The organism is Microbacterium martis (assembly GCF_047246685.1).
GTDB lineage: Bacteria > Actinomycetota > Actinomycetes > Actinomycetales > Microbacteriaceae > Microbacterium.
The window spans coordinates 979440-998416 of the sequence record NZ_JBFOKT010000001.1 but is presented as its reverse complement, the minus strand read 5'-3'; the positions used below and the strand labels follow the sequence as shown (position 1 = coordinate 998416).

18 protein-coding genes are annotated in these 18977 nt (G+C 69.8%); 3 read left to right on the top strand and 15 right to left on the bottom strand.

Annotation, left to right across the window (positions count from 1 at the left end):
- Positions 1–49: 49 nt before the first annotated feature.
- Positions 50–1093 (bottom strand): 3-isopropylmalate dehydrogenase, encoded by a 1044-nt coding sequence (locus AB3M90_RS04745; RefSeq protein ID WP_412950271.1) that lies wholly within the window; start codon positions 1091–1093, stop codon positions 50–52.
- A 74-nt stretch (positions 1094–1167) separates the two neighbouring features.
- Positions 1168–2703, bottom strand: a complete 1536-nt coding sequence (locus AB3M90_RS04740) for an MFS transporter (RefSeq protein ID WP_412950270.1) — start codon at positions 2701–2703, stop codon at positions 1168–1170.
- A gap of 62 nt (positions 2704–2765) precedes the next feature.
- Between AB3M90_RS04740 and AB3M90_RS04735 the strand changes: the two genes are divergently transcribed.
- Positions 2766–3368, top strand: a complete 603-nt coding sequence (locus AB3M90_RS04735; protein ID WP_412950268.1) for a TetR/AcrR family transcriptional regulator — start codon at positions 2766–2768, stop codon at positions 3366–3368.
- Between the two features lie 7 nt (positions 3369–3375).
- Here AB3M90_RS04735 and serA read toward each other — a convergent pair whose 3' ends face one another.
- From serA to AB3M90_RS04720, 3 genes are all read right to left on the bottom strand, one after another.
- Entirely contained in the window at positions 3376–4980 is a 1605-nt protein-coding gene (gene serA / locus AB3M90_RS04730) for a phosphoglycerate dehydrogenase (protein WP_412950266.1), read from the bottom strand.
- A 120-nt stretch (positions 4981–5100) separates the two neighbouring features.
- Positions 5101–5433 carry a hypothetical protein gene (locus tag AB3M90_RS04725; RefSeq protein ID WP_412950265.1) on the bottom strand — a complete coding sequence of 111 codons (333 nt, stop codon included), beginning with the start codon at positions 5431–5433 and terminating at the stop codon, positions 5101–5103.
- Positions 5430–5882 carry a hypothetical protein gene (locus tag AB3M90_RS04720; RefSeq protein ID WP_412950263.1) on the bottom strand — a complete coding sequence of 151 codons (453 nt, stop codon included), beginning with the start codon at positions 5880–5882 and terminating at the stop codon, positions 5430–5432. The genes AB3M90_RS04725 and AB3M90_RS04720 overlap by 4 nt, the downstream gene beginning before the upstream one ends.
- Positions 5883–5962: 80 nt before the next feature.
- On the opposite strand from AB3M90_RS04720, the gene AB3M90_RS04715 reads away from it, so the two are divergent.
- A complete protein-coding gene (locus AB3M90_RS04715) occupies positions 5963–6865 on the top strand; it encodes a hypothetical protein (RefSeq protein ID WP_412950262.1) in 903 nt (300 codons plus the stop codon).
- Between the two features lie 60 nt (positions 6866–6925).
- Here AB3M90_RS04715 and ilvC read toward each other — a convergent pair whose 3' ends face one another.
- From ilvC to AB3M90_RS04680, 7 genes are all read right to left on the bottom strand, one after another.
- Positions 6926–7954, bottom strand: coding sequence for a ketol-acid reductoisomerase (ilvC, locus tag AB3M90_RS04710; RefSeq protein WP_412950260.1), 1029 nt, complete (start codon positions 7952–7954; stop codon positions 6926–6928).
- A 72-nt stretch (positions 7955–8026) separates the two neighbouring features.
- Entirely contained in the window at positions 8027–8539 is a 513-nt protein-coding gene (gene ilvN, locus AB3M90_RS04705) for an acetolactate synthase small subunit (RefSeq protein ID WP_412950259.1), read from the bottom strand.
- Positions 8540–8542: 3 nt separating this feature from the next.
- Complete coding sequence (locus tag AB3M90_RS04700; protein WP_412950257.1) at positions 8543–10345, bottom strand: acetolactate synthase large subunit; 1803 nt, start codon at positions 10343–10345, stop codon at positions 8543–8545.
- 69 nt (positions 10346–10414) lie between these two features.
- On the bottom strand, positions 10415–12133 hold the full coding sequence (ilvD, locus tag AB3M90_RS04695) for a dihydroxy-acid dehydratase (protein WP_412950256.1): 1719 nt from the start codon (positions 12131–12133) through the stop codon (positions 10415–10417).
- A 9-nt stretch (positions 12134–12142) separates the two neighbouring features.
- The gene (gene otsB / locus AB3M90_RS04690) at positions 12143–12937 is read right to left on the bottom strand and encodes a trehalose-phosphatase (protein WP_412950255.1); all 795 of its coding nucleotides are present in this window, start codon (positions 12935–12937) and stop codon (positions 12143–12145) included.
- 12 nt (positions 12938–12949) lie between these two features.
- Entirely contained in the window at positions 12950–14380 is a 1431-nt protein-coding gene (locus AB3M90_RS04685; RefSeq protein ID WP_412950254.1) for an alpha,alpha-trehalose-phosphate synthase (UDP-forming), read from the bottom strand.
- Between the two features lie 71 nt (positions 14381–14451).
- Positions 14452–15723: an MFS transporter gene (locus AB3M90_RS04680; protein ID WP_412950253.1), complete on the bottom strand. Its 1272-nt coding sequence runs from the start codon at positions 15721–15723 to the stop codon at positions 14452–14454.
- Positions 15724–15958: 235 nt separating this feature from the next.
- Here AB3M90_RS04680 and AB3M90_RS04675 point away from each other — a divergent pair, with 235 nt between their 5' ends.
- Positions 15959–16258, top strand: a complete 300-nt coding sequence (locus tag AB3M90_RS04675; RefSeq protein WP_412950252.1) for a hypothetical protein — start codon at positions 15959–15961, stop codon at positions 16256–16258.
- Positions 16259–16294: 36 nt separating this feature from the next.
- Here AB3M90_RS04675 and AB3M90_RS04670 read toward each other — a convergent pair whose 3' ends face one another.
- Genes AB3M90_RS04670 through AB3M90_RS04660 form a run of 3 tightly spaced genes read right to left on the bottom strand, consistent with a single transcriptional unit; the run spans position 16295 to position 18942 of the window.
- Positions 16295–17491 (bottom strand): acetyl-CoA C-acetyltransferase, encoded by a 1197-nt coding sequence (locus AB3M90_RS04670; RefSeq protein ID WP_412950251.1) that lies wholly within the window; start codon positions 17489–17491, stop codon positions 16295–16297.
- The gene (locus tag AB3M90_RS04665) at positions 17484–18152 is read right to left on the bottom strand and encodes a 3-oxoacid CoA-transferase subunit B (protein ID WP_412950250.1); all 669 of its coding nucleotides are present in this window, start codon (positions 18150–18152) and stop codon (positions 17484–17486) included. Before AB3M90_RS04665 ends, AB3M90_RS04670 begins: the two co-directional genes overlap by 8 nt.
- 1 nt (position 18153) lies before the next feature.
- Positions 18154–18942, bottom strand: coding sequence for a CoA transferase subunit A (locus AB3M90_RS04660; RefSeq protein ID WP_412950249.1), 789 nt, complete (start codon positions 18940–18942; stop codon positions 18154–18156).
- Positions 18943–18977: the final 35 nt, after the last annotated feature.

Below are 18977 nucleotides of genomic sequence, written 5' to 3'. Positions count from 1 at the left end.
TCCTCGTGGGTGGGCGCATCATCGCGCCGTCTCAGCCTACGCCCGTCGGTCAGAGACGGGCAGTGATCGCGGAGCCGATCTCCGCCGTCGTGCGCGCCCCCGCACGCCCGGCGATGTCCGCTTCGACCGCCGCGTGGACTCGCGCCGATTCGGCGGGGAATCCGAGGTGATCGAGCAGGAGGGCGACCGACAGGATCGCTGCGGTCGGATCGGCTCTCTGCTGGCCCGCGATGTCGGGGGCTGAGCCGTGGACGGGTTCGAACATCGAGGGGAATGCCCCGTCGGGATTGATGTTACCGGATGCCGCGAGGCCGATGCCGCCCGTCACCGCCCCCGCGAGATCGGTGAGGATGTCGCCGAAGAGGTTGTCGGTGACGATCACGTCGAATCGCGAGGGATCGGTCACCAGGAAGATGGTCGCGGCATCCACGTGGAGGTAGTCGACCGTCACGTCGGGGTGGGCGGCCGCCACCTCGTTCACCACGCGCTGCCAGATGGCCCCGGCATGCACCAGGACGTTCGTCTTGTGCACGAGCGTGAGCTTCTTCCGCCGCCGCTCCGCGAGCTCGAACGCGTAGCGCACGACCCGCTCCACGCCGAAGGCGGTGTTCACCGACGTCTCGTTGGCGACCTCCTGCGGCGTGCCCTTGCGGATCGCGCCGCCGTTGCCGACGTACGGGCCCTCGGTGCCCTCGCGCACCACAACGAAATCGACGTCGCCGGGGTCGGCCAGCGGCCCCGGCGCGCCGGCGAAGAGCTTCGACGGTCGCAGGTTCACGTAGTGATCGAGCGTGAACCGGAGCTTGAGCAGCAGCCCGCGCTCGATGTTCGCGTCGGCGAGCCGCGGGTCGCCCGGGGTTCCCCCCACCGCTCCCAGGAGGATCGCGTCGTGCGCGGTGATCGCCGCGAGGTCGTCGTCGGTCAGCGTGTCGCCCGTCTCGAGGTAGCGGGCCGCCCCGAGCGAGAACCGCGTCTTGTCGAAGACGACGTCGCTCTCGGCCGTGACCGCCTCGAGGACCTTCTCCGCCTCGGCGATGACCTCGGGACCGATGCCGTCACCGGGGATGACGGCCAGCTTGACGACACGCGACATGACACTCCTTGCACCGGGATGGACCGCACGCACCCGTTCGCACGGCGCGCGGTCGTGTCCTCCCAGAGTAGTGCTCAGTGCGTGGGGGCCTTGCGCAGTGTGACGGCGGCGATGACGCCCGCCACGACGACCAGTCCCCCGCCGATCACCGAGGTCACCGTCACCCCAGAGCCGAAGGCGGATGCCGCTGCATCCCACAGCGCGTCGCCGAGGGAGGCCGGGAGCTCTTGCGCCGTCGTGTACGCGCCGGCGAGGGTCTCGCGGGCCGCGCGCGCCGCCTCGGCGGGAAGCCCGTCGGGCAGCGCCAGGGCCCCGCGGTAGAAGGCGGTGATGATCCCGCCCAGGACCGCGGTTCCCAGCACCGCGCCGAGCTCGTAGGCGGTCTCGGAGACGGCGCTGGCGGCCCCCGCCTTCTCCGCCGGCGCGCTCGACAGGATGAGTTCGTTCGAGATCGTCTCGGCGGCGCCGATGCCGATGCCGAGCACGACGAACGCGATGATCAGCGGTGCGACGCCGTGATCGTGCGTCGTGGCGGCGACGATCACGTAACCGACGACCGAGAAGACCAGCGCGCCCGGCACGAGGACGTGCGGCGGCACGCGGCGCGAGATCGGGACGACCGTGAGGCCCGCGACGATCATCGCCGCCATCCCGGGCACCAGGGCGGCGCCGGCGAGCATCGGCGTCAGTCCGAGCACGAGCTGAAGGTGCTGCGAGACGAAGTACAGGAATCCGACGAGGGCCACCACGCTGAGCAGGTTGACGAGGATCGCTCCCGAGAAGGAACCGCGGCGGAAGAGCCCCATGTCGAGCATCGGGATGTCGGCGCGCAGCTGGCGCCGCACGAAGAGGGCGCCCATCACCAGGCCGAGGACGGCCCAGGCGGCAGCGGCCGGCGACGGCCCGTCGACGGCCAGCGACTTGATGGCGTACACGATCGGGATCATCGCCGCCATCGAGAGCAGGATGCTGAGCGGATCGATGCGGCCCGGGCTCGGGTCACGGCTCTCGGGGACGAGAAGGGGCGCGCACACCAGCAGCGGAATCAGCACGGGGACGGCGATGAGGAACACCGACCCCCAGGCGAAATGCTCGAGCAGGAACCCACCCACGATCGGGCCCAGCGCCGCGCCGGCCGAGAAGGCCGACGCCCATACGGCGATGGCCATGCGTCGCTGATCACGGTTCCGGAAGATCGAGCGCAGGAGCGACAGCGTCGAGGGCATGAGCATGGCGCCGAAGAAGCCGAGCAGCGCGCGTGCGGCGATGAGCAGACCCGCCGTGGGGGCGAAGGCGGCCAACGCCGAGACCGCGGCGAATCCGGTCGCTCCGATGAGCAGCATCCGCCGCCGTCCGAATCGGTCGCCCAGGGTGCCCATCGTCACGAGGAGCCCCGCGAGCACGAGCGGATAGACGTCGATGATCCACAGCTGCTCCGCACCCGACGGCGCCAGAGACAGCGAGATCTCGGGCAGCGCGAAGCTCAGCACCGTGTTGTCGACCGAGACGAGCAGCACCGGGAGCATGAGGACGACGAGCGCGGCCCATCCGCGCGCGCCGACGCGGGGGGCATCCGTCTCGGTCGTCGGGATCGACGCCGTGCGAACCATGGAACACCTCTCAGATCTCGACGGTCGCGTTAGTAGACCGTCCAGATGGTATAGTAACAGACATGCCACGCCCACCCCTCGCCCGCGAAAAGGTGCTCGACGCCTTCGAACAGATCGTCATCGCCGACGGCGAGCGCGCCGCGACGCTCGACGCCACCGCCAGGGCCGCCGGCGTCTCCAAGGGCGGCCTGCTCTATCACTTCGGATCGAAGGAGGAGCTCGAGACCGGACTGCTCGAGCGTCTCGCCACCCTGACCGCCTCCGATCTCGAACGGATGGCGGCGAGCCCGGAGGGGCCTGTGGCGTACTACGTCCGCACCTCGGTGATGGAGGACCATGCCCTCGATCGCGCGCTCATCGCCGCGTCCCGGCTGGCGCAGGGCGGATCGGCCGCGGCCGCCGACATGCTTCGACAGACGCGACGTCGCTGGGAGGACGCGATCCGACCACACGTGCGCGACACGGCGAGTCTCGATCTCGTGATGCTGCTCAGCGACGGGCTCTACTTCAACAACTCGCTCGACGTCAACGGACCGGAACGACTCGTGCCCCACGACCGCGAGCTCGCCGACCTCATCACGCTGGTGCTGCGAGCGACGGCCGTGAACCCCTCGCAGGCGGCCGAGGGCGGAGACGCCGTCGCTCCCCCGCCCTCGGACTCGTGACCCGGGGTCAGACCTCGGTGATCTCGATCTGACGGAACAGATCGGCGTCGATCGCCGCGCGCACGTCGTCGAGCAGCTCGTCCGACACGGGCGAATCGAGCGTCAGCACGCTGAGCGCCTGTGCGCCGGCGGCCTGACGGGCGATCTGCATGCCGGCGATGTTGATGCCCGCCTCGCCGAACTTCTGCCCGTAGACGGCCACGATGCCCGGACGATCGGTGTAGAGCATCACGACGTGGTGCTTCTCGATCGGCAGCTCGAGGGCGTGATCGTTGATGCCGACGAGCTTCTCGGTCTGCTTCGGACCGGTGAGCGTCCCGGAGACCGAGAGCTGCGATCCGTCCGAGAGGGCGCCGGTGAGGGTGATGATGTTGCGGTACTCGTCGCTGACGTCGTCCTGGAGGAGCCTCACCGCGATGCCGCGCTGCTCCGCGAGCAGCGGCGCGTTCACGTACGACACCGTCTCGCTCACGATGTTGGTGAAGACCCCCTTGAGGGCGGCGAGCTTGAGCACGCTGACGTCGTAGTCGTTGAGTTCGCCGTGCACCTCGACATCGAGGCTCGTCAGCGGGCTGGTCGCGAGCGCGGCGAAGATCTGACCGAGCTTCTCGACGAGCGCGATCCCCGGGCGGACGTAGGGATCGATGACGCCACCGGCCACGTTGACGGCATCGGGTACGAGATCGCCGCCGAGGGCGAGGCGCACGGAACGCGCGACCGAGACGCCCGCCTTCTCCTGGGCCTCCTCGGTGCTCGCGCCGAGGTGCGGCGTGACGACCACGTTGGGCAGGTCGAGCAGGGGTCGTGCCGTTCCGCCTTCGGCGGGCGGCTCGGAGGTGAAGACGTCGAGTCCCGCACCGGCGATCTCGCCGGCCACGAGCGCCTCGTGCAGCGCCGCCTCATCGATCAGGCCGCCGCGCGCGACGTTGACCACGAACGCCGTCGACTTCATGGCCTTGAACTGCTCCGCTCCGATCATGCCGGTCGTCTCGGGCGTCTTCGGCATGTGGATCGTGAGGAAGTCCGCCTCGGCGACGAGCTCGTCGAGCGAGAGCAGCTGCACGCCCAGCTGCTGCGCCCGCGCCGACGTCACGTACGGGTCGTAGGCCACCACCCGCATGTCGAAGGCCGCGAGGCGCGCCGCGACCAGCGCGCCGATGCGACCGAGGCCGACGATGCCGACCGTCTTCTCGAAGAGCTCGGCACCGGTGAACGAGCTGCGCTTCCACTGGCCGGCCGCGAGCGATGCGTGCGCCGCGGGGATCCGACGGGCCAGGCTGAGGATGTGACCGACGGTGAGCTCGGCCGCGGAGACGATGTTCGACGTCGGGGCGTTGACCACCATCACCCCGGCCGACGTCGCGGCCTTGATGTCGACGTTGTCGAGGCCGACGCCCGCACGAGCGACGACCTTCAGCTGCGGCGCGTGCGCCAACGCCTCCTCGTCGATGCGCGTGGCCGAGCGGATGAGCACGGCGTCGGCGTCGGCCAGGGCGGCGAAGAGCGCCTCCCGGTCGGTGCCGTCGACGTTCCTCACGTCGAAGTCGGGGCCGAGGGCCTCGATGGTGGCGGGTGAGAGCACTTCGGCGATGAGCACAACGGGCTTCGGCACAGAGAATCCTTCGGGGCAGCGCGGCAGGCGGGAGGGGCCGATGCGCCGCACACCATGGGGGCGCGATCACCTCAACTGTACCGGAGCACCCCTCCGCCCCGATCCCGTGTGACGCTTCCGTCAGGCGCTGGGAAGCGTGAGGCTCAGCGCGAGCAGACTCATCCAGAACACGGCCACCACGCCGAGACCCGCCAGGAGCGAGATCGCGAGCTCGTCGACCCTGCGGCGACGGCCGATGGCGAACGCCAGGGCGAAGACGATCGCGGGGAACACGACGCCGAACGACAGCGTCGCCCAGCCGGCGCCGGTCAGTCCCGTCTGCGCCATCGTCAGCAGGTGGGCGATCGCGTTCCAGACCGCGTAGGCGTAGAAGAGTCCCGCGACGCCGATGACGAGTCCCACGAGCCAGCGCGGCGATCCGGCCGACACCGGCGCGCTCCGAGTCTCGCTCATGAACCGATCACCCCCACCGTGACGAACGGCCAGGGAACGAGGAGGATCACGCCCGCGAGAAGCGCCACGACGCGAACCCAGACCGGCCGGGCACGGGTGAGCAGCCAACTGGCCAGGAACCAGAGGGCGGGAGCGGCGATCGCGAGCACGAACCACGGCAGGAACATCGCGTCGGCGACGAGGAAGGATGCCAGGGGTCGCAGCCGCAGGCCACCGACGACCCACCCGAGCGTGTAGAGGAGGTACACGCCGGCGACGACGCCGATGAGGAGCAGCATGCCGGTGCTGATCCCTGCGACCTCGTCGGTCGCCCGCTGCCCCGAGCCGGAGTCGACGGCTTCGGCGGCGCGACCCGGGGCAGGCCGCGGAGTGCGCGACGCCGCGCTGCTGCGGGATGCCGCCGTCTCATCGCCCTCCCACCGCAGAGCATCATCCGAATCGGAAGTCATCTCCCCAGCGTAGGACACGCGCTCCACTATGCTCGGGCATCAATCGGGCCGACCGCTGCCCGTCAGGGAGAGGAGTCGTCGTGGCACAGCAGGAGGACAACGCGCGGCCCGCGGACTGGACGCCGACGGCGGCGGCGAAGAAGAAGGCCACGACCTTCCGCTGGATCGCCGGAGCGCTGTGGGCACTGGCCATCGTGGGCGAGGCGGTCGGGATCTTCTGGCTCCTGCGGCAGCGGGAGTTCGTCGGTGATGACGGCACGCTCGTCCGCGATCCCGGAACCGGTCTCCTGCAGGAGCAGGGCGTCACCGCGCACTTCCCCCAGTGGGCCTTCATCGCTCTGCTCGCGCTCCTGGTGGTGATCGCCGCTCTGTCGATCACCGGCTCCGTGCTGTGGAAGAAGGCCAATCGCCTCGACCCGGCCCGCAAGTCCGACACCGTGCGGTTCTTCGTGCAGAACCAGCTCGGCGCGATCATCGCCGTCGTCGCTTTCCTCCCCCTCATCATCCTGGTGTTCCTGAACAAGGATATGGACAAGGGCCAGAAGACGACGGCGGGAATCGTGGGCATCGTCCTGGCGGCCCTGGCCGTCGTGCTGGGCATCGACTTCGATCCCCCGTCGGTCGAGCAGTACACCGCCGATCAGTCTGCCGTGATCCAGCTCCTCGGCAAGGACGAGGTGGTGTGGGTCGACGGCGGCGAGGTCTATCACGTGTGCGACGAGGTGTCGGCGATCCAGACCGGCAGCGAGATCCGCACCGGGACCACGGCCGAGGCCGTGGAGGCCGGCAAGATCCGCCTCACGCTGCAGTTCCCGTCGGAGCTGCGCGCCTGCGACCTGGCCGTTCCGGAGAACGCCGACGAGATCACCGAGGCTCTCAGGGCCATTCAGGGCGGCCAGGTCGACACGCCGCTCCCCGCTCCCGTGTGGGCCGATCCCGCCGATGCGCCGATCGAGGTCGAGGACGCCGCTCCCGCAGAGTGACCACGTCGGAAAGGGAAGAGCCCGGTGCATCGCACCGGGCTCTTCCCTTTCCGTGTGGGATCAGCGAGCGGCAGAGCCGTCGACGTAGTCCTCGTCCTGCTGCTTCCACGCGAACAGCGAGCGGAGCTCCTTGCCCGTGACCTCGATCGGGTGCTGCTCCTCCTTGGCGCGGAGCGCGAGGAACTCCTCGCCGCCGTTGTCCTGGTCGTCGATGAAGCGCTTGGCGAAGGCTCCCGACTGGATGTCGGAGAGGACGCCCTTCATGCTCTCCTTGACGCGCTCGTCGATCACGCGCGGGCCCGAGACGTAGTCGCCGAACTCGGCGGTGTCGGAGATCGACCAGCGCTGCTTGGCGATGCCGCCCTCCCACATGAGGTCGACGATGAGCTTCAGCTCGTGGAGCACCTCGAAGTAGGCGATCTGCGGCTGGTAGCCCGCCTCGACGAGCGTCTCGAAGCCGGCCTGCACGAGGTGGCTCATACCGCCGCACAGCACGGCCTGCTCGCCGAACAGGTCGGTCTCGGTCTCTTCGGTGAAGGTGGTCTTGATGACGCCGGCGCGCGTTCCGCCGATCGCCTTGGCGTACGACAGGGCGAGGTCCCACGCGTGGCCCGAGGCGTCGCGCTCGACGGCGATGATGTCGGGGATGCCGCGGCCCGCGACGAACTCGCGACGCACCGTGTGACCCGGCGCCTTCGGCGCGACCAGGATCACGTCGACGCCCTCGGGCGCGTCGATGTAGCCGAAGCGGATGTTGAAGCCGTGCGCGAACGCGAGGGTCTTGCCCGCGGTGAGGTTCGGTGCGATCGACTCGCTGTAGATGATGCGCTGGTGCTGGTCCGGCGCGAGGATCATGATGAGGTCGGCCCACTCGGTCGCCTCGGCGACGGTCTTCACGGCGAAGCCGGCCTCTTCGGCCTTCGCAGCGGACTTCGAGCCCTCCTTCAGCGCGATGGCGACCTCGACGCCCGAGTCGCGCAGGTTCTGCGCGTGGGCGTGGCCCTGGGAGCCGTAGCCGACGATCGCGACCTTCTTGCCCTGGATGAGGGACAGGTCGGCGTCGGCGTCGTAGAAGATCTCGGTGCTCACGGTGTGTTTCTCCTTATTGGTGGTTGTGTCGGGCCCTTCGACAGGCTCAGGGACCCAGCGAGTATGTGGGGTTCAGCTGCGCAGGACGCGCTCGGTGATGCTCTTGCCGCCGCGCCCGATGGCGAGCAGACCCGACTGGGCGATCTCCTTGATGCCGAAGGGCTCGAGGGCCTTGAGCAGAGCGTCGACCTTGCCCTTGTCGCCCGTGACCTCGACGACGAGCGCGTCCGGCGCATAGTCGACGACCGAGGCGCGGAAGAGGTTGACGACCTCGATCACGTTCGACCGCGTGGCGTTGTCGGTGCGCACCTTCACGAGCATGTGCTCGCGCTGCACCGACGCCGCCGGATCGAGCTCGACGATCTTGATGACGTTGATCAGCTTGTTGAGCTGCTTGGTCACCTGTTCGAGCGGGAGCTGCTCCTCCACGTCGACGACCACGGTGATGCGGGAGATCCCGGGCACCTCGGTCACGCCCACGGCGAGGGACTCGATGTTGAAGCTGCGGCGGGCGAACAGCCCGGCGACACGGGTCAGAAGACCGGGGCGGTCCTCCACCAGCAGGCTCAGCACATGTGTCGACATCGCTCAGTCCTCCTGGTCGAAGGCGGGCGCGTGGTCTCGCGCGTACTGGACGTAGCTGTTGCTGACCCCCTGCGGCACCATCGGCCACACCATCGAGTCGGCGCTCACCACGAAGTCGATCACCACGGGGCGGTCGTTCGTCTCGAGGGCGAGCTGGATGGCGGCATCCACCTCGTCCTCCTTCTCGACGCGGATCGCCAGGCATCCGTAGGCCTCCGCGAGCTTCACGAAGTCGGGGATGCGCACGGTTCCGTGCCCCGTGTTGAGGTCGGTGTTCGAGTGCCGGCCGTCGTAGAACAGCGTCTGCCACTGGCGCACCATGCCGAGCGAGGAGTTGTTGATGACCGCGACCTTGATGGGGATGTTGTTGATCGCGCAGGTGGCGAGCTCCTGGTTGGTCATCTGGAAGCAGCCGTCGCCGTCGATCGCCCACACGTGACGATCCGGCTGGGCGACCTTCGCGCCCATCGCCGCGGGCACGGAGTATCCCATGGTGCCCGCGCCGCCCGAGTTGAGCCACGCGTTGGGGCGCTCGTACTTGATGAACTGCGCCGCCCACATCTGATGCTGGCCCACGCCGGAGGCGTAGACGCCCTCGGGGCCGGTGAGCTCGCCGATCCGCTGGATCACGTACTGCGGAGCGAGCAGGCCGTCGGTGGTGGGCGCATAGCCGAGCGGGAACTCGTTGCGCAGGCCGTCGAGGTACGACCACCATTCCTCGGTGTCGGGCTTCGCCGCCCCCGTGACACCGCGGTACGCGGCGTCGAGATCGGTCAGCACGTCGCGCACGTCACCCACGATCGGCACGTCCGCGGTGCGGATCTTGGAGATCTCCGCGGGGTCGATGTCGACGTGGACGACCTTGGCGTGCGGTGCGAACAGCGCGGCCTTCCCGGTGACGCGGTCGTCGAATCGCGCGCCGAGCGAGACGAGCAGGTCGGCCTCCTGCAGGGCGAGGACGGCCGGGACCGTGCCGTGCATGCCCGGCATGCCGAGGTGCTGCGGATGCGAGTCGGGGAAGGCGCCGCGCGCCATCAGCGTGGTCACGACGGGCGCTCCCGTCGACTCCGCCAGCTGCAGGAGCTCGGCCGACGCACGACCGCGGATGACACCGCCGCCGACGTAGAGAACCGGCTTCTTCGCCTCGGCGAGAAGGGCGGCGGCGGCCTGGATCTGCTTGCCGTGCGCCTTCGTCACCGGTCGGTATCCGGGCAGGTCGACCTTCGGCGGCCACACGAAGGGCACCGTGTCCTGCTGCGCGTCCTTGGTGATGTCGACCAGCACCGGGCCCGGTCGTCCGGTCGAGGCGATCTCGTACGCGGCTGCGAGGGCGCCGGGGATGTCGGCGGCGTCCTTCACGAGGAACGAGTGCTTCGTGACCGGCATGGTGATGCCGACGATGTCGGCCTCCTGGAACGCGTCGGTCCCCATCAGCGTCGAGAACACCTGACCGGTGATCGCCAGCAGCGGCACCGAGTCCATGTAGGCGTCGGCGATGGCGGTGACGAGGTTGGTGGCGCCGGGGCCGGAGGTGGCGATGCACACGCCGACCTTGCCCGACGCCGTGGCATAGCCCTCGGCGGCGTGCCCGGCACCCTGCTCGTGGCGCACGAGGATGTGACGCAGCTCGGAGGCGTCCATCAGCGGGTCGTACACGGGCAGGATCGCTCCACCGGGCAGTCCGAAGACGTCGGTGACGCCCAGGAGCTCGAGCGAGCGGACGACGGCCTCGGCGCCGGTCAGCTCGGGCGCGGCGGCCTGACGGGAGGGCGGTCTCGGCACGGCCGAGACGGAATCAGCAGTCATGACTTTCCTTCTGATGATCTGTGGGCGACGTCGGTCCTTCGACGGGCTCGAACCCCTCGACGGACCGGATCAGCCGGTCGTCGCGCCCTCGGCGGCGGACCGCACGAGGCGCGAATACTTGGCAAGAACGCCTCGGGTGTAGCGCGGGGGAAGCGGCTCCCAGCCAGAACGGCGGGAGGCGAGCTCAGCGTCGTCGACGAGTAGGTCGAGAGAGCGAGCTGCGATATCGACCCGTATCAGATCACCATCGCGCACGAAGGCGATGGGACCAGCGTCCACCGCTTCGGGTGCTATGTGGCCGATGCACAGGCCGGTTGTGCCGCCTGAGAATCGTCCGTCCGTCAAGAGTAGTACATCTTTTCCGAGCCCTGCGCCCTTGATGGCCGCCGTGATGGCGAGCATCTCGCGCATACCCGGGCCGCCCTTGGGACCCTCGTAGCGGATGACGATGACCGTGCCCGGCTCGATCGACCCCTCGGCCACGGCATCCATCGCGGCGCGCTCGCGCTCGAACACCCGCGCCGGGCCCTCGAAGACGGCGGCGTCGAACCCGGCCGTTTTCACGACCGCGCCCTCGGGCGCCAGCGACCCGTGCAGGATCGTGAGGCCGCCGGTGGCGTGGATCGGGTTGTCGAACGTGTGGATGACCTCGCCGTCGATCGGCTGCGGATTCAGGTCGGCGAGGTTCTCGGCGAGCGTCTTCCCCGTGACGGTCAGCGCGTCGCCGTGCAGCAGGCCCTCGTCGAGCATCGCCTTCATGATCACGGGGATGCCGCCGTGGCGGTCGACGTCGTTCATGACGTACTTGCCGAAAGGCTTCATGTCGGCCACGTGCGGGACCTTGTCGCCGATCCGGTTGAAGTCGTGCAGGCTCAGCTCGACCTCGGCCTCGCGGGCGATGGCGAGCAGGTGCAGCACCACGTTCGTCGATCCGCCCAGCGCCATCGCGAGCGCGATCGCGTTCTCGAAGGCGTCCTTGGTGAGGATGTCGCGGGTCGTGATCCCCTGCCGGAGGAGGTTCACCACGGCCTCGCCCGAGCGGTGGGCGAAGTAGTCGCGCCGGCGGTCGGCTGCGGGCGGCGCCGCGGATCCCGGCAGGCTGAGCCCCAGCGCCTCGGCCACCGACGCCATGGTGTTCGCGGTGTACATGCCGCCGCAGGCGCCCTCGCCGGGCGCGATCGCGCACTCGATGCGCTTGAGGTCCTCCTCGCTCATGAGACCGGCTCGGCACGCGCCGACGGCCTCGAAGGAGTCGATGATCGTGACGTCCTTCTCGGTGCCGTCCGAGAGCTTGACCCATCCCGGGGCGATGGAACCGGCGTAGAGGAAGACGCTCGACAGGTCGAGGCGGGCGCTGGCCATGAGCATCCCGGGGATCGACTTGTCGCAGCCGGCGAGCAGGACCGATCCGTCGAGGCGCTCGGCCATCATGACGGTCTCGACGGAGTCGGCGATGACCTCGCGCGACACGAGGGAGAAGTGCATGCCCTCGTGCCCCATCGAGATGCCGTCCGAGACCGAGATCGTGCCGAATTGCAGCGGGTATCCGCCCCCGGAGTGCACGCCCTCCTTCGCACCCTGAGCGAGACGGTCGAGGCTGAGGTTGCAGGGCGTGATCTCGTTCCAGCTCGAGGCGATGCCGATCTGCGGCTTGTCCCAGTCGGCATCGCCCATGCCGACGGCGCGGAGCATCCCGCGAGAGGTCGTCGCCTCGATGCCGTCGGTGACGACGCGGCTGCGGGGCTTGATGTCGATGGGCGCGCTGGCGGAGGGATCATGCGAGGACATGACGGAAGTCTATTCCCGCAGAGCGGCCCGCTCGTCCGCGAGCGCCTCCAGAAGCAGGGCGATCCGTTGTGGATCCTCCACACGCAGGATCGCGGCACTCTCTCCCGGCCCGACCCGTACGCCGAGATCCCCCGGCTGCAGGACGCGCATGGCGTCCTCGTCGGTCACGTCGTCGCCGGCGAAGAGGATGCCGGTCGCGTCGAACCGGGCGCGCAGCGCGGCGATCGCCGCATCCTTCCCCTCGTTGCGCGACGAGAACTCCAGCACCCGGTGCCCGGACCGACGCCGCCAGTGCGGGAAGCGCTCGGCGACGAGGGCGTCGATCTCGGCGAAGGCCAGCTCCTCCGTCCGACGGTCGGCGCGACGCGTGTGCACGCCCATCCCGAAGGTCTTGGGTTCGAACTCGACGCCCTCGTACCGGTCGATGATCGGGCGCGCCGCCTCCCACAGCGCCTCGCGGTCGGCATCATCGCCCGCGTCGTCGGCGGAGCCGTCGCCGTCCCCCGGGTACCAGTACTGCGCACCGTGCGAACCCGCGAGCGCGATGACGGAGTCGTCGGTGTGCTCGGTGATGACCCGCAGGTCGTGCATGCTGCGACCGGAGACGTACGCCACCACGGTGTCGGGCAACTCCGTCAACCGTCTGATCTGCGTCGCGATCTCGGGCAGGGCTCTGGCCGCCATCGGATCCGGCACGAGCGGCGAGGCGGTGCCGTCGAAGTCGAGCGCGACGACGAGGCGGGGCGTCGCGGCGAGGGCGGAGAGATCGGCGTCGGGTTCGCCGGGGATCCAGGTGCGGGTCATGTCGGTCTCCTGTCAGCGGGCGAGGCGGGCGTCGGCGAGCGCCGAGAGGAACGAGTCCGACCACGCCACGACGTCGTGGTCGAGCACGCGGCGGCGAAGCGAGCGCATCCGACGCGACTGCTCGCGGACCGGCATCTCGACGGCCTGCATGATCGCCTCCTTCAGCCCGGCGATGTCGTGCGGGTTGACCAGGATCGCGCTCCCCAGTTCGTCGGCGGCTCCGGCGAACTCGCTGAGCACCAGGACGCCGCGGTTGTCGATGCGGGTGGCGACGTACTCCTTGGCCACGAGGTTCATGCCGTCGCGCAGCGCGGTGACGAGCATCACGTCGGCCGCGAGGTAGAGCGCCGCCATCTCCTCGCGCGGGTACCCCTGGTGCAGGTAGCGGATGGCGGTGTGGCCCATGGTGTCGTTGTCGCCGTTGATGCGGCTGACCGAGAGCTCGATCTCGTCGCGCAGATTGGCGTAGGCGTCGACGCGCTCCCTGCTGGGGCTCGCGACCTGCACCAGAGTCACGTCCTCGACCGACAGCACGCCGTCGGTCAGGAGCTCGCCGTAGGCCTTGATGCGGTGGCCGATGCCCTTGGTGTAGTCGAGGCGGTCCACGCCGAGGAGAATGTGCTTCGGGTTCCCGAGGCTCTCCCTGATCTCGGCAGCGCGCGCCTGGATGTCGGGACGGGCGGCGAGTTCGAGGTAGGGCGTGGTGTCGATCGAGATGGGGAACGCCCGGACGAGCGAGCGATGCGACTCGCCGACGATCTCCGTGCCTCCGTCTCCGCGGGGAACCGTGACCGACGAGGACTTGATCTCGTACTTGAGCCGTCGACGGACGGCGTTGAGGAAGTTGGTCGCGTCGGTCGCCCGCTGGAAGCCGATGACGTCGGCGCCGAGGAGTCCGCGCAGCACCTGGCCGCGCCAGGGCAGCTGGGAGTAGAGGCCGTGGGCGGGGAACGGGATGTGGTGGAAGTATCCGATGGTCACGTCGGGGCGGAGTTCGCGGACCATCTGCGGCACCAGCTGGAGCTGATAGTCGTGCACCCACACGGTGCCGTCGGTCGCCACGGCGGCCGCGGCCGCTTCGGCGAAGCGCCGGTTGACGGCGACGTACGCGTCCCACCACTCGCGGTGGTATTGCGGCGGAGCGATCACGTCGTGATACAGCGGCCAGATCGTGTCGTTCGAGAACCCCTCGTAGTACTCGGCGACCTCCTGCTCGCTCAGCGCGATCGGGATGAGGCGGATGCCGCCGGAGCGGAAGGGCTTGAGCTCCACGTCGGCCTGCCCGGGCCAGCCCACCCACGCGCCGTCGACGCCCTGCATGACGGGCTCGAGCGCGGCCACGAGCCCACCGGGCGAGGTGCGCCACACCTCCTCGCCGTCGGGTCCTGCGACTCGGTCGACGGGCAGCCGGTTGGCCACCACGACGAACTCTGCGGCAGCCATCGTGTCTCCTCACGCCTCGGGGTCGGATGCTTCCCAGGCTATCGAGGTCGGCGCGCGGGGGCCGACACGGCTCACGCGGTGGTGCGCTCCGCGGGCGTCGCGCGACCGCTCAGGAACCAGTTCGCGGCCCCGGCGGCGAACGCGATGGCCGCGGCGACCATCGGCAGCACGAGGGCGGCAGCAGTGCCCGCGCTCTCGGCGAGCTCGCCGGTCACCGCCGCGCCGAGCGACTGCCCGACGACGATCCCCGATCCGAGCATGGTCATCACGGTGGCCGAGCGTCCGCGGGGGCTGCGAGCGGCACCGAAGCTGTACTGCGTGACGAGCGTCGGACCGATTCCCACGCCCATGACGGCGAGGGCGATGGTCATCGTCGCCGGCGAGTCGACGAAGCCGAGCAGCACGGTTCCCGCCAGGAGGATGCCGGAGAAGACGAGCCATCGGGCACGCAGCGAGAAGGCCGGCGGCAGCCAGGCCACGCCGAGCGCCAGCACCGCGGAACCGACGCCCATCACCCCGTAGAGCAGGCCGGCCTGCTCGGGAGCGCCTCGATCGGCCATGAAGGAGGTGAGCGAGGTCAGCATCGCGCCGAAGAACACGCCGACCCCCAGGATCCCGACGACGACGATCAGCAGCTGGGCCCGGAACAGCTCGGAGACGCCCGAGGGTGCGCGCCCCGACGAGTCGCGCTCCTGCGAGACGTGGCGGCCGGTCGGATGCAGCGCGAACGCCCCCACGAACACCACGGTCAGCGCGGCCGCTCCGATGAGGGGCGCCCACGGTGCCAGGGCGGAGGCGAGGATGCCGACGAGGAAGGGCCCGAACACGAACACGGTCTCGTCGGCGGCCGACTCGTAGGCCATCGTCCCGGAGAGGGTGCGGTCGCGTCGCCCCACGGGCATCCGCTCGCGGATGATCGTCACCAGGCGCGACCGCGACAGGGGTGCGACCTGGGGAGCGGTGGCGCCGATGCCGACTGCGGCCAGGAGCACGAAGCCGTCGGCCGCGGAGCCGTAGACCACCACGGTGAACACCGCGAGCATGCCCCCGTTCGCCAGTGCCAGCACGAGGAGGACCGTGCGCTGGCCGAACCTGTCGGCGGCGGCGCCGAGCAGCGGACCGAAGCAGGCCGTGCCGAGACCGACCGCGGCCGACGTGAGACCGCCCAGCGAGAGCGAGCCGCGGGCGGCGACGACGACCGTGAGGACGCCGACGACCATCATCGCGAAAGGAAGTCTCGCGATGAAGGCGATGAGGAAATACGGCAGCCCGGCGAGGCGGAACAGGGAGGGCTCGTCGTGACGAGGATGCTGCAGCGGGGCGCGTGTCTGTGCGTGTGTCATGGCTCTCGCGCGTCGAAGACGCGGGTGTCGGGTGCCGCCGCTGTCCGCGGGATTGCCCACGGCCGGTAGATACACGGTTGATGCGGCCGCGGGCGAGCCGCGACGGGACCATGATAACCCGTCGCACCTGCTCCCCGTCCACAGACAGCTCTCCTTCCACGCATCCCCTGACAGGATCAGACAGGGCTTGTCAAGGCTCGGGACGGCCCGGCGCGACGCCGAGTAACGTGGGGGCATGCGCTACCTCTTCAGCACCGGACTCGTCGCAGCCATCTCCGCGGGCATCTCGCTGCTGCGCGGCACGCGCGAAGAGCCCATCACCTGGCGCTCCGTGCTGTCGTGGGTCAGCTGGGGCATCACCATGGCCCTCGCGGTCGGGGCGGTCGTCGACATGAACCGCGCACGACGCGGGGTCCTCGTCGATGCCGACTCGCCGCAGTCGGTGAAGAAGTCGAAGAAGGCCCAGCGTCTGCAGTTCCGCTCCCAGAAGGCCCTCGCCGACGCGCAGGGGCACGCGAAAGACCGCCGCGGCTGAGCTCGCCCACCGGCGCCGCGAGCGCTCTCGGGGTCGTCAGCGGGTCAGGATGAGCGCCTCGCCCTGACCACCGCCGCCGCAGAGTCCGACGGCCGCGGTCCCGCGACCGCGACGCACGAGTTCGTGCGCGACGTGCACGACCAGTCGATTGCCCGAGGCCCCGATCGGGTGGCCGATAGCGATGCCGCCGCCGTGGATGTTGACGATCCCGCTGTCGAGACCGAGCTCGGTCTGCGACCTCGCCACGACGGCACCGAACGCCTCGTTGATCTCGACCAGGTCGAGGTCGGCCGGGGTGATGCCCTGCTTCTCGCAGGCCCGCTCGATGGCCCGCGCCGGCTGTGCCTGCAACGAGTTGTCGGGCCCGGCCGTCTGGCCGCCTGCGCCCACGGTCACGAGGATCGGCCAGCCCTTCGCGATCGCGGTGGCGCGCGAGGTGACGACGACGGCCGAGGCGCCGTCGGAGATCTGCGAGGAGTTGCCGGCGGTGATCGAGCCGCCCTCGGCGAACGCCGCGCGCAGCCCCGCCAGCGTCTCGACGGTGGTCTCGGGTCGCACCCCCTCGTCGGCGCTCACGCGGAGCGGCTCGCCGCGTCGCTGCGGCACCGTCACCGCGACGATCTCGTCGTCGAACACGCCCTCCTCCCTTGCGGCGGCGGCTCGCTGGTGCGACAGCGCCGCCACGGCATCCTGCGCCTCTCGGGTGAGCTCGTACCGGGCGTTGTGCCGCTCGGTCGACGCCCCCATGCTGTCGTGGTCGTAGGCGTCGGTCAGCCCGTCATAGGCCATGTGGTCGAGCACCTCGACGCTGCCGTACGCCCATCCGTCGCGCGATCCCATCAGCAGGTGCGGCGCGCGGGTCATCGACTCCATGCCCGCGGCCACGACGACCTCGGCATCGCCCGTGCGGATCATCCGCGCCGCGTCGATGATCGCCGTCAGCCCCGAGAGGCACGCCTTGTTGACCGAGTGCGCGGGCACATCCCAGCCGATCCCCGCACCGATCGCCGCCTGCCGAGCCGCGTTCTGCCCCGACCCGGCGGCGAGCACCTGACCGACGATCACCGCGTCGACCTCGGCCGCATCGACCCCGCCCTGCTCCAGCGCGCCACGGATCGCGAACGAGCCGAGCTGCGGCGCCGTGAAGGCGGAGAGCTGACCTTTGAGGCGCCCTTGCGGGGTACGCGCGGCGGCGACGATGACGACGTCGTCGGCCGACTCCTGCTCAGCCATGGTCTGGGATCCTTTCCTCGGTGAGGCCCTCCGCGATCGTGAGCGGAGGTTCGGTGGCGGCGACGACCTCGTCGACGGTGACGCCGGGCGCGAGCTCGACCAGCGCGAGCCCATTCTCCGTCACGTCGATGACGGCGAGGTCGGTGATGATCCGATCGACCACTCCTCGTCCGGTGAGGGGAAGAGTGCAGTGTTCGACGATCTTGGCGGAACCGTCGCGCGCGACGTGCTCCATGAGGACGATGACGCGCCCGGCCCCGTGCACCAGGTCCATCGCCCCTCCTGGACCCTTGACCATCTTCCCCGGGATCATCCAGTTGGCGAGGTCGCCGCTCGCCGACACCTGCATCGCACCGAGGATGGCGGCGTCGATCTTCCCGCCGCGGATCATGCCGAAGCTGGTCGCCGAATCGAAGAACGCCGATCCCGGCAGCACGGTGACCGTCTCCTTCCCCGCGTTGATCAGGTCGGGGTCGACGGCATCCTCTTGCGGATAGGGCCCGACGCCGAGGATGCCGTTCTCCGACTGCAGCACCACCGTGACCCCCGGCGGCACATGATTCGGAACCAGCGTCGGGAGCCCGATGCCGAGGTTCACATAGGCGCCGTCGGCCAGCTCCGCGGCGGCGCGCGCCGCCATCTGCTCACGCGTGAGCGCCATCTCAGGCTCCTTCCGCGGCGCTCGGGGGTGCGGAGACCGTGCGCCGTTCGATGCGTTTGGGGATGTCGGTGCCGACCTCGATGATGCGATGCACGTAGATGCCCGGAAGGTGAACGCGATCGGGATCGATTTCTCCCGGCTCGACCAGCCGCTCCACCTGCGCGACGCAGATGCGGCCGGCCATGGCAGCGAGCGGGTTGAAGTTGCGCGCCGACCGCGAGAAGACCAGGTTGCCGTGCCGATCTCCCACGGCGGCGTGCACGAGGGAGAAGTCGGTGGTGATCGCCTCCTCCAGCACGAACTGCGTCGGCTCACCGTTCACCGGGAACGTCCGGACGTCTTTGACCGGGGATGCCACGGCGATCGACCCGTCCGGGTTGTAGCGGCGCGGCAGGCCGCCCTCGGCGACCTGCGTGCCCACGCCGGTCTGGGTGAAGAACGCGGCGATGCCCGACCCGCCCGCGCGGAGCTTCTCCGCCAGTGTTCCCTGCGGGGTGAGTTCCAGCTCGAGCTCACCCGCAAGGAACTGCCTCTCGAACTCCTTGTTCTCGCCCACGTACGACGAGGTCATCTTGCGGATTCGCTGCGCCGCGAGCAGGACGCCGAGTCCCCAGTCGTCGACACCGCAGTTGTTGCTCACGATGCTGAGGTCCCGGGTCCCCTTCGCCAGCAGCGCCTCGATGAGCGCGATCGGGTTGCCCGAGAGACCGAAGCCGCCGACGGCCAGCGACGAGCCGTCGTCGATGTCGGCCACCGCGGCATCCGCCGATTCCCATTGCTTGTCGATCACGTCTGCTCCTCCGGATCCGCGTCTCACTCCAGCAT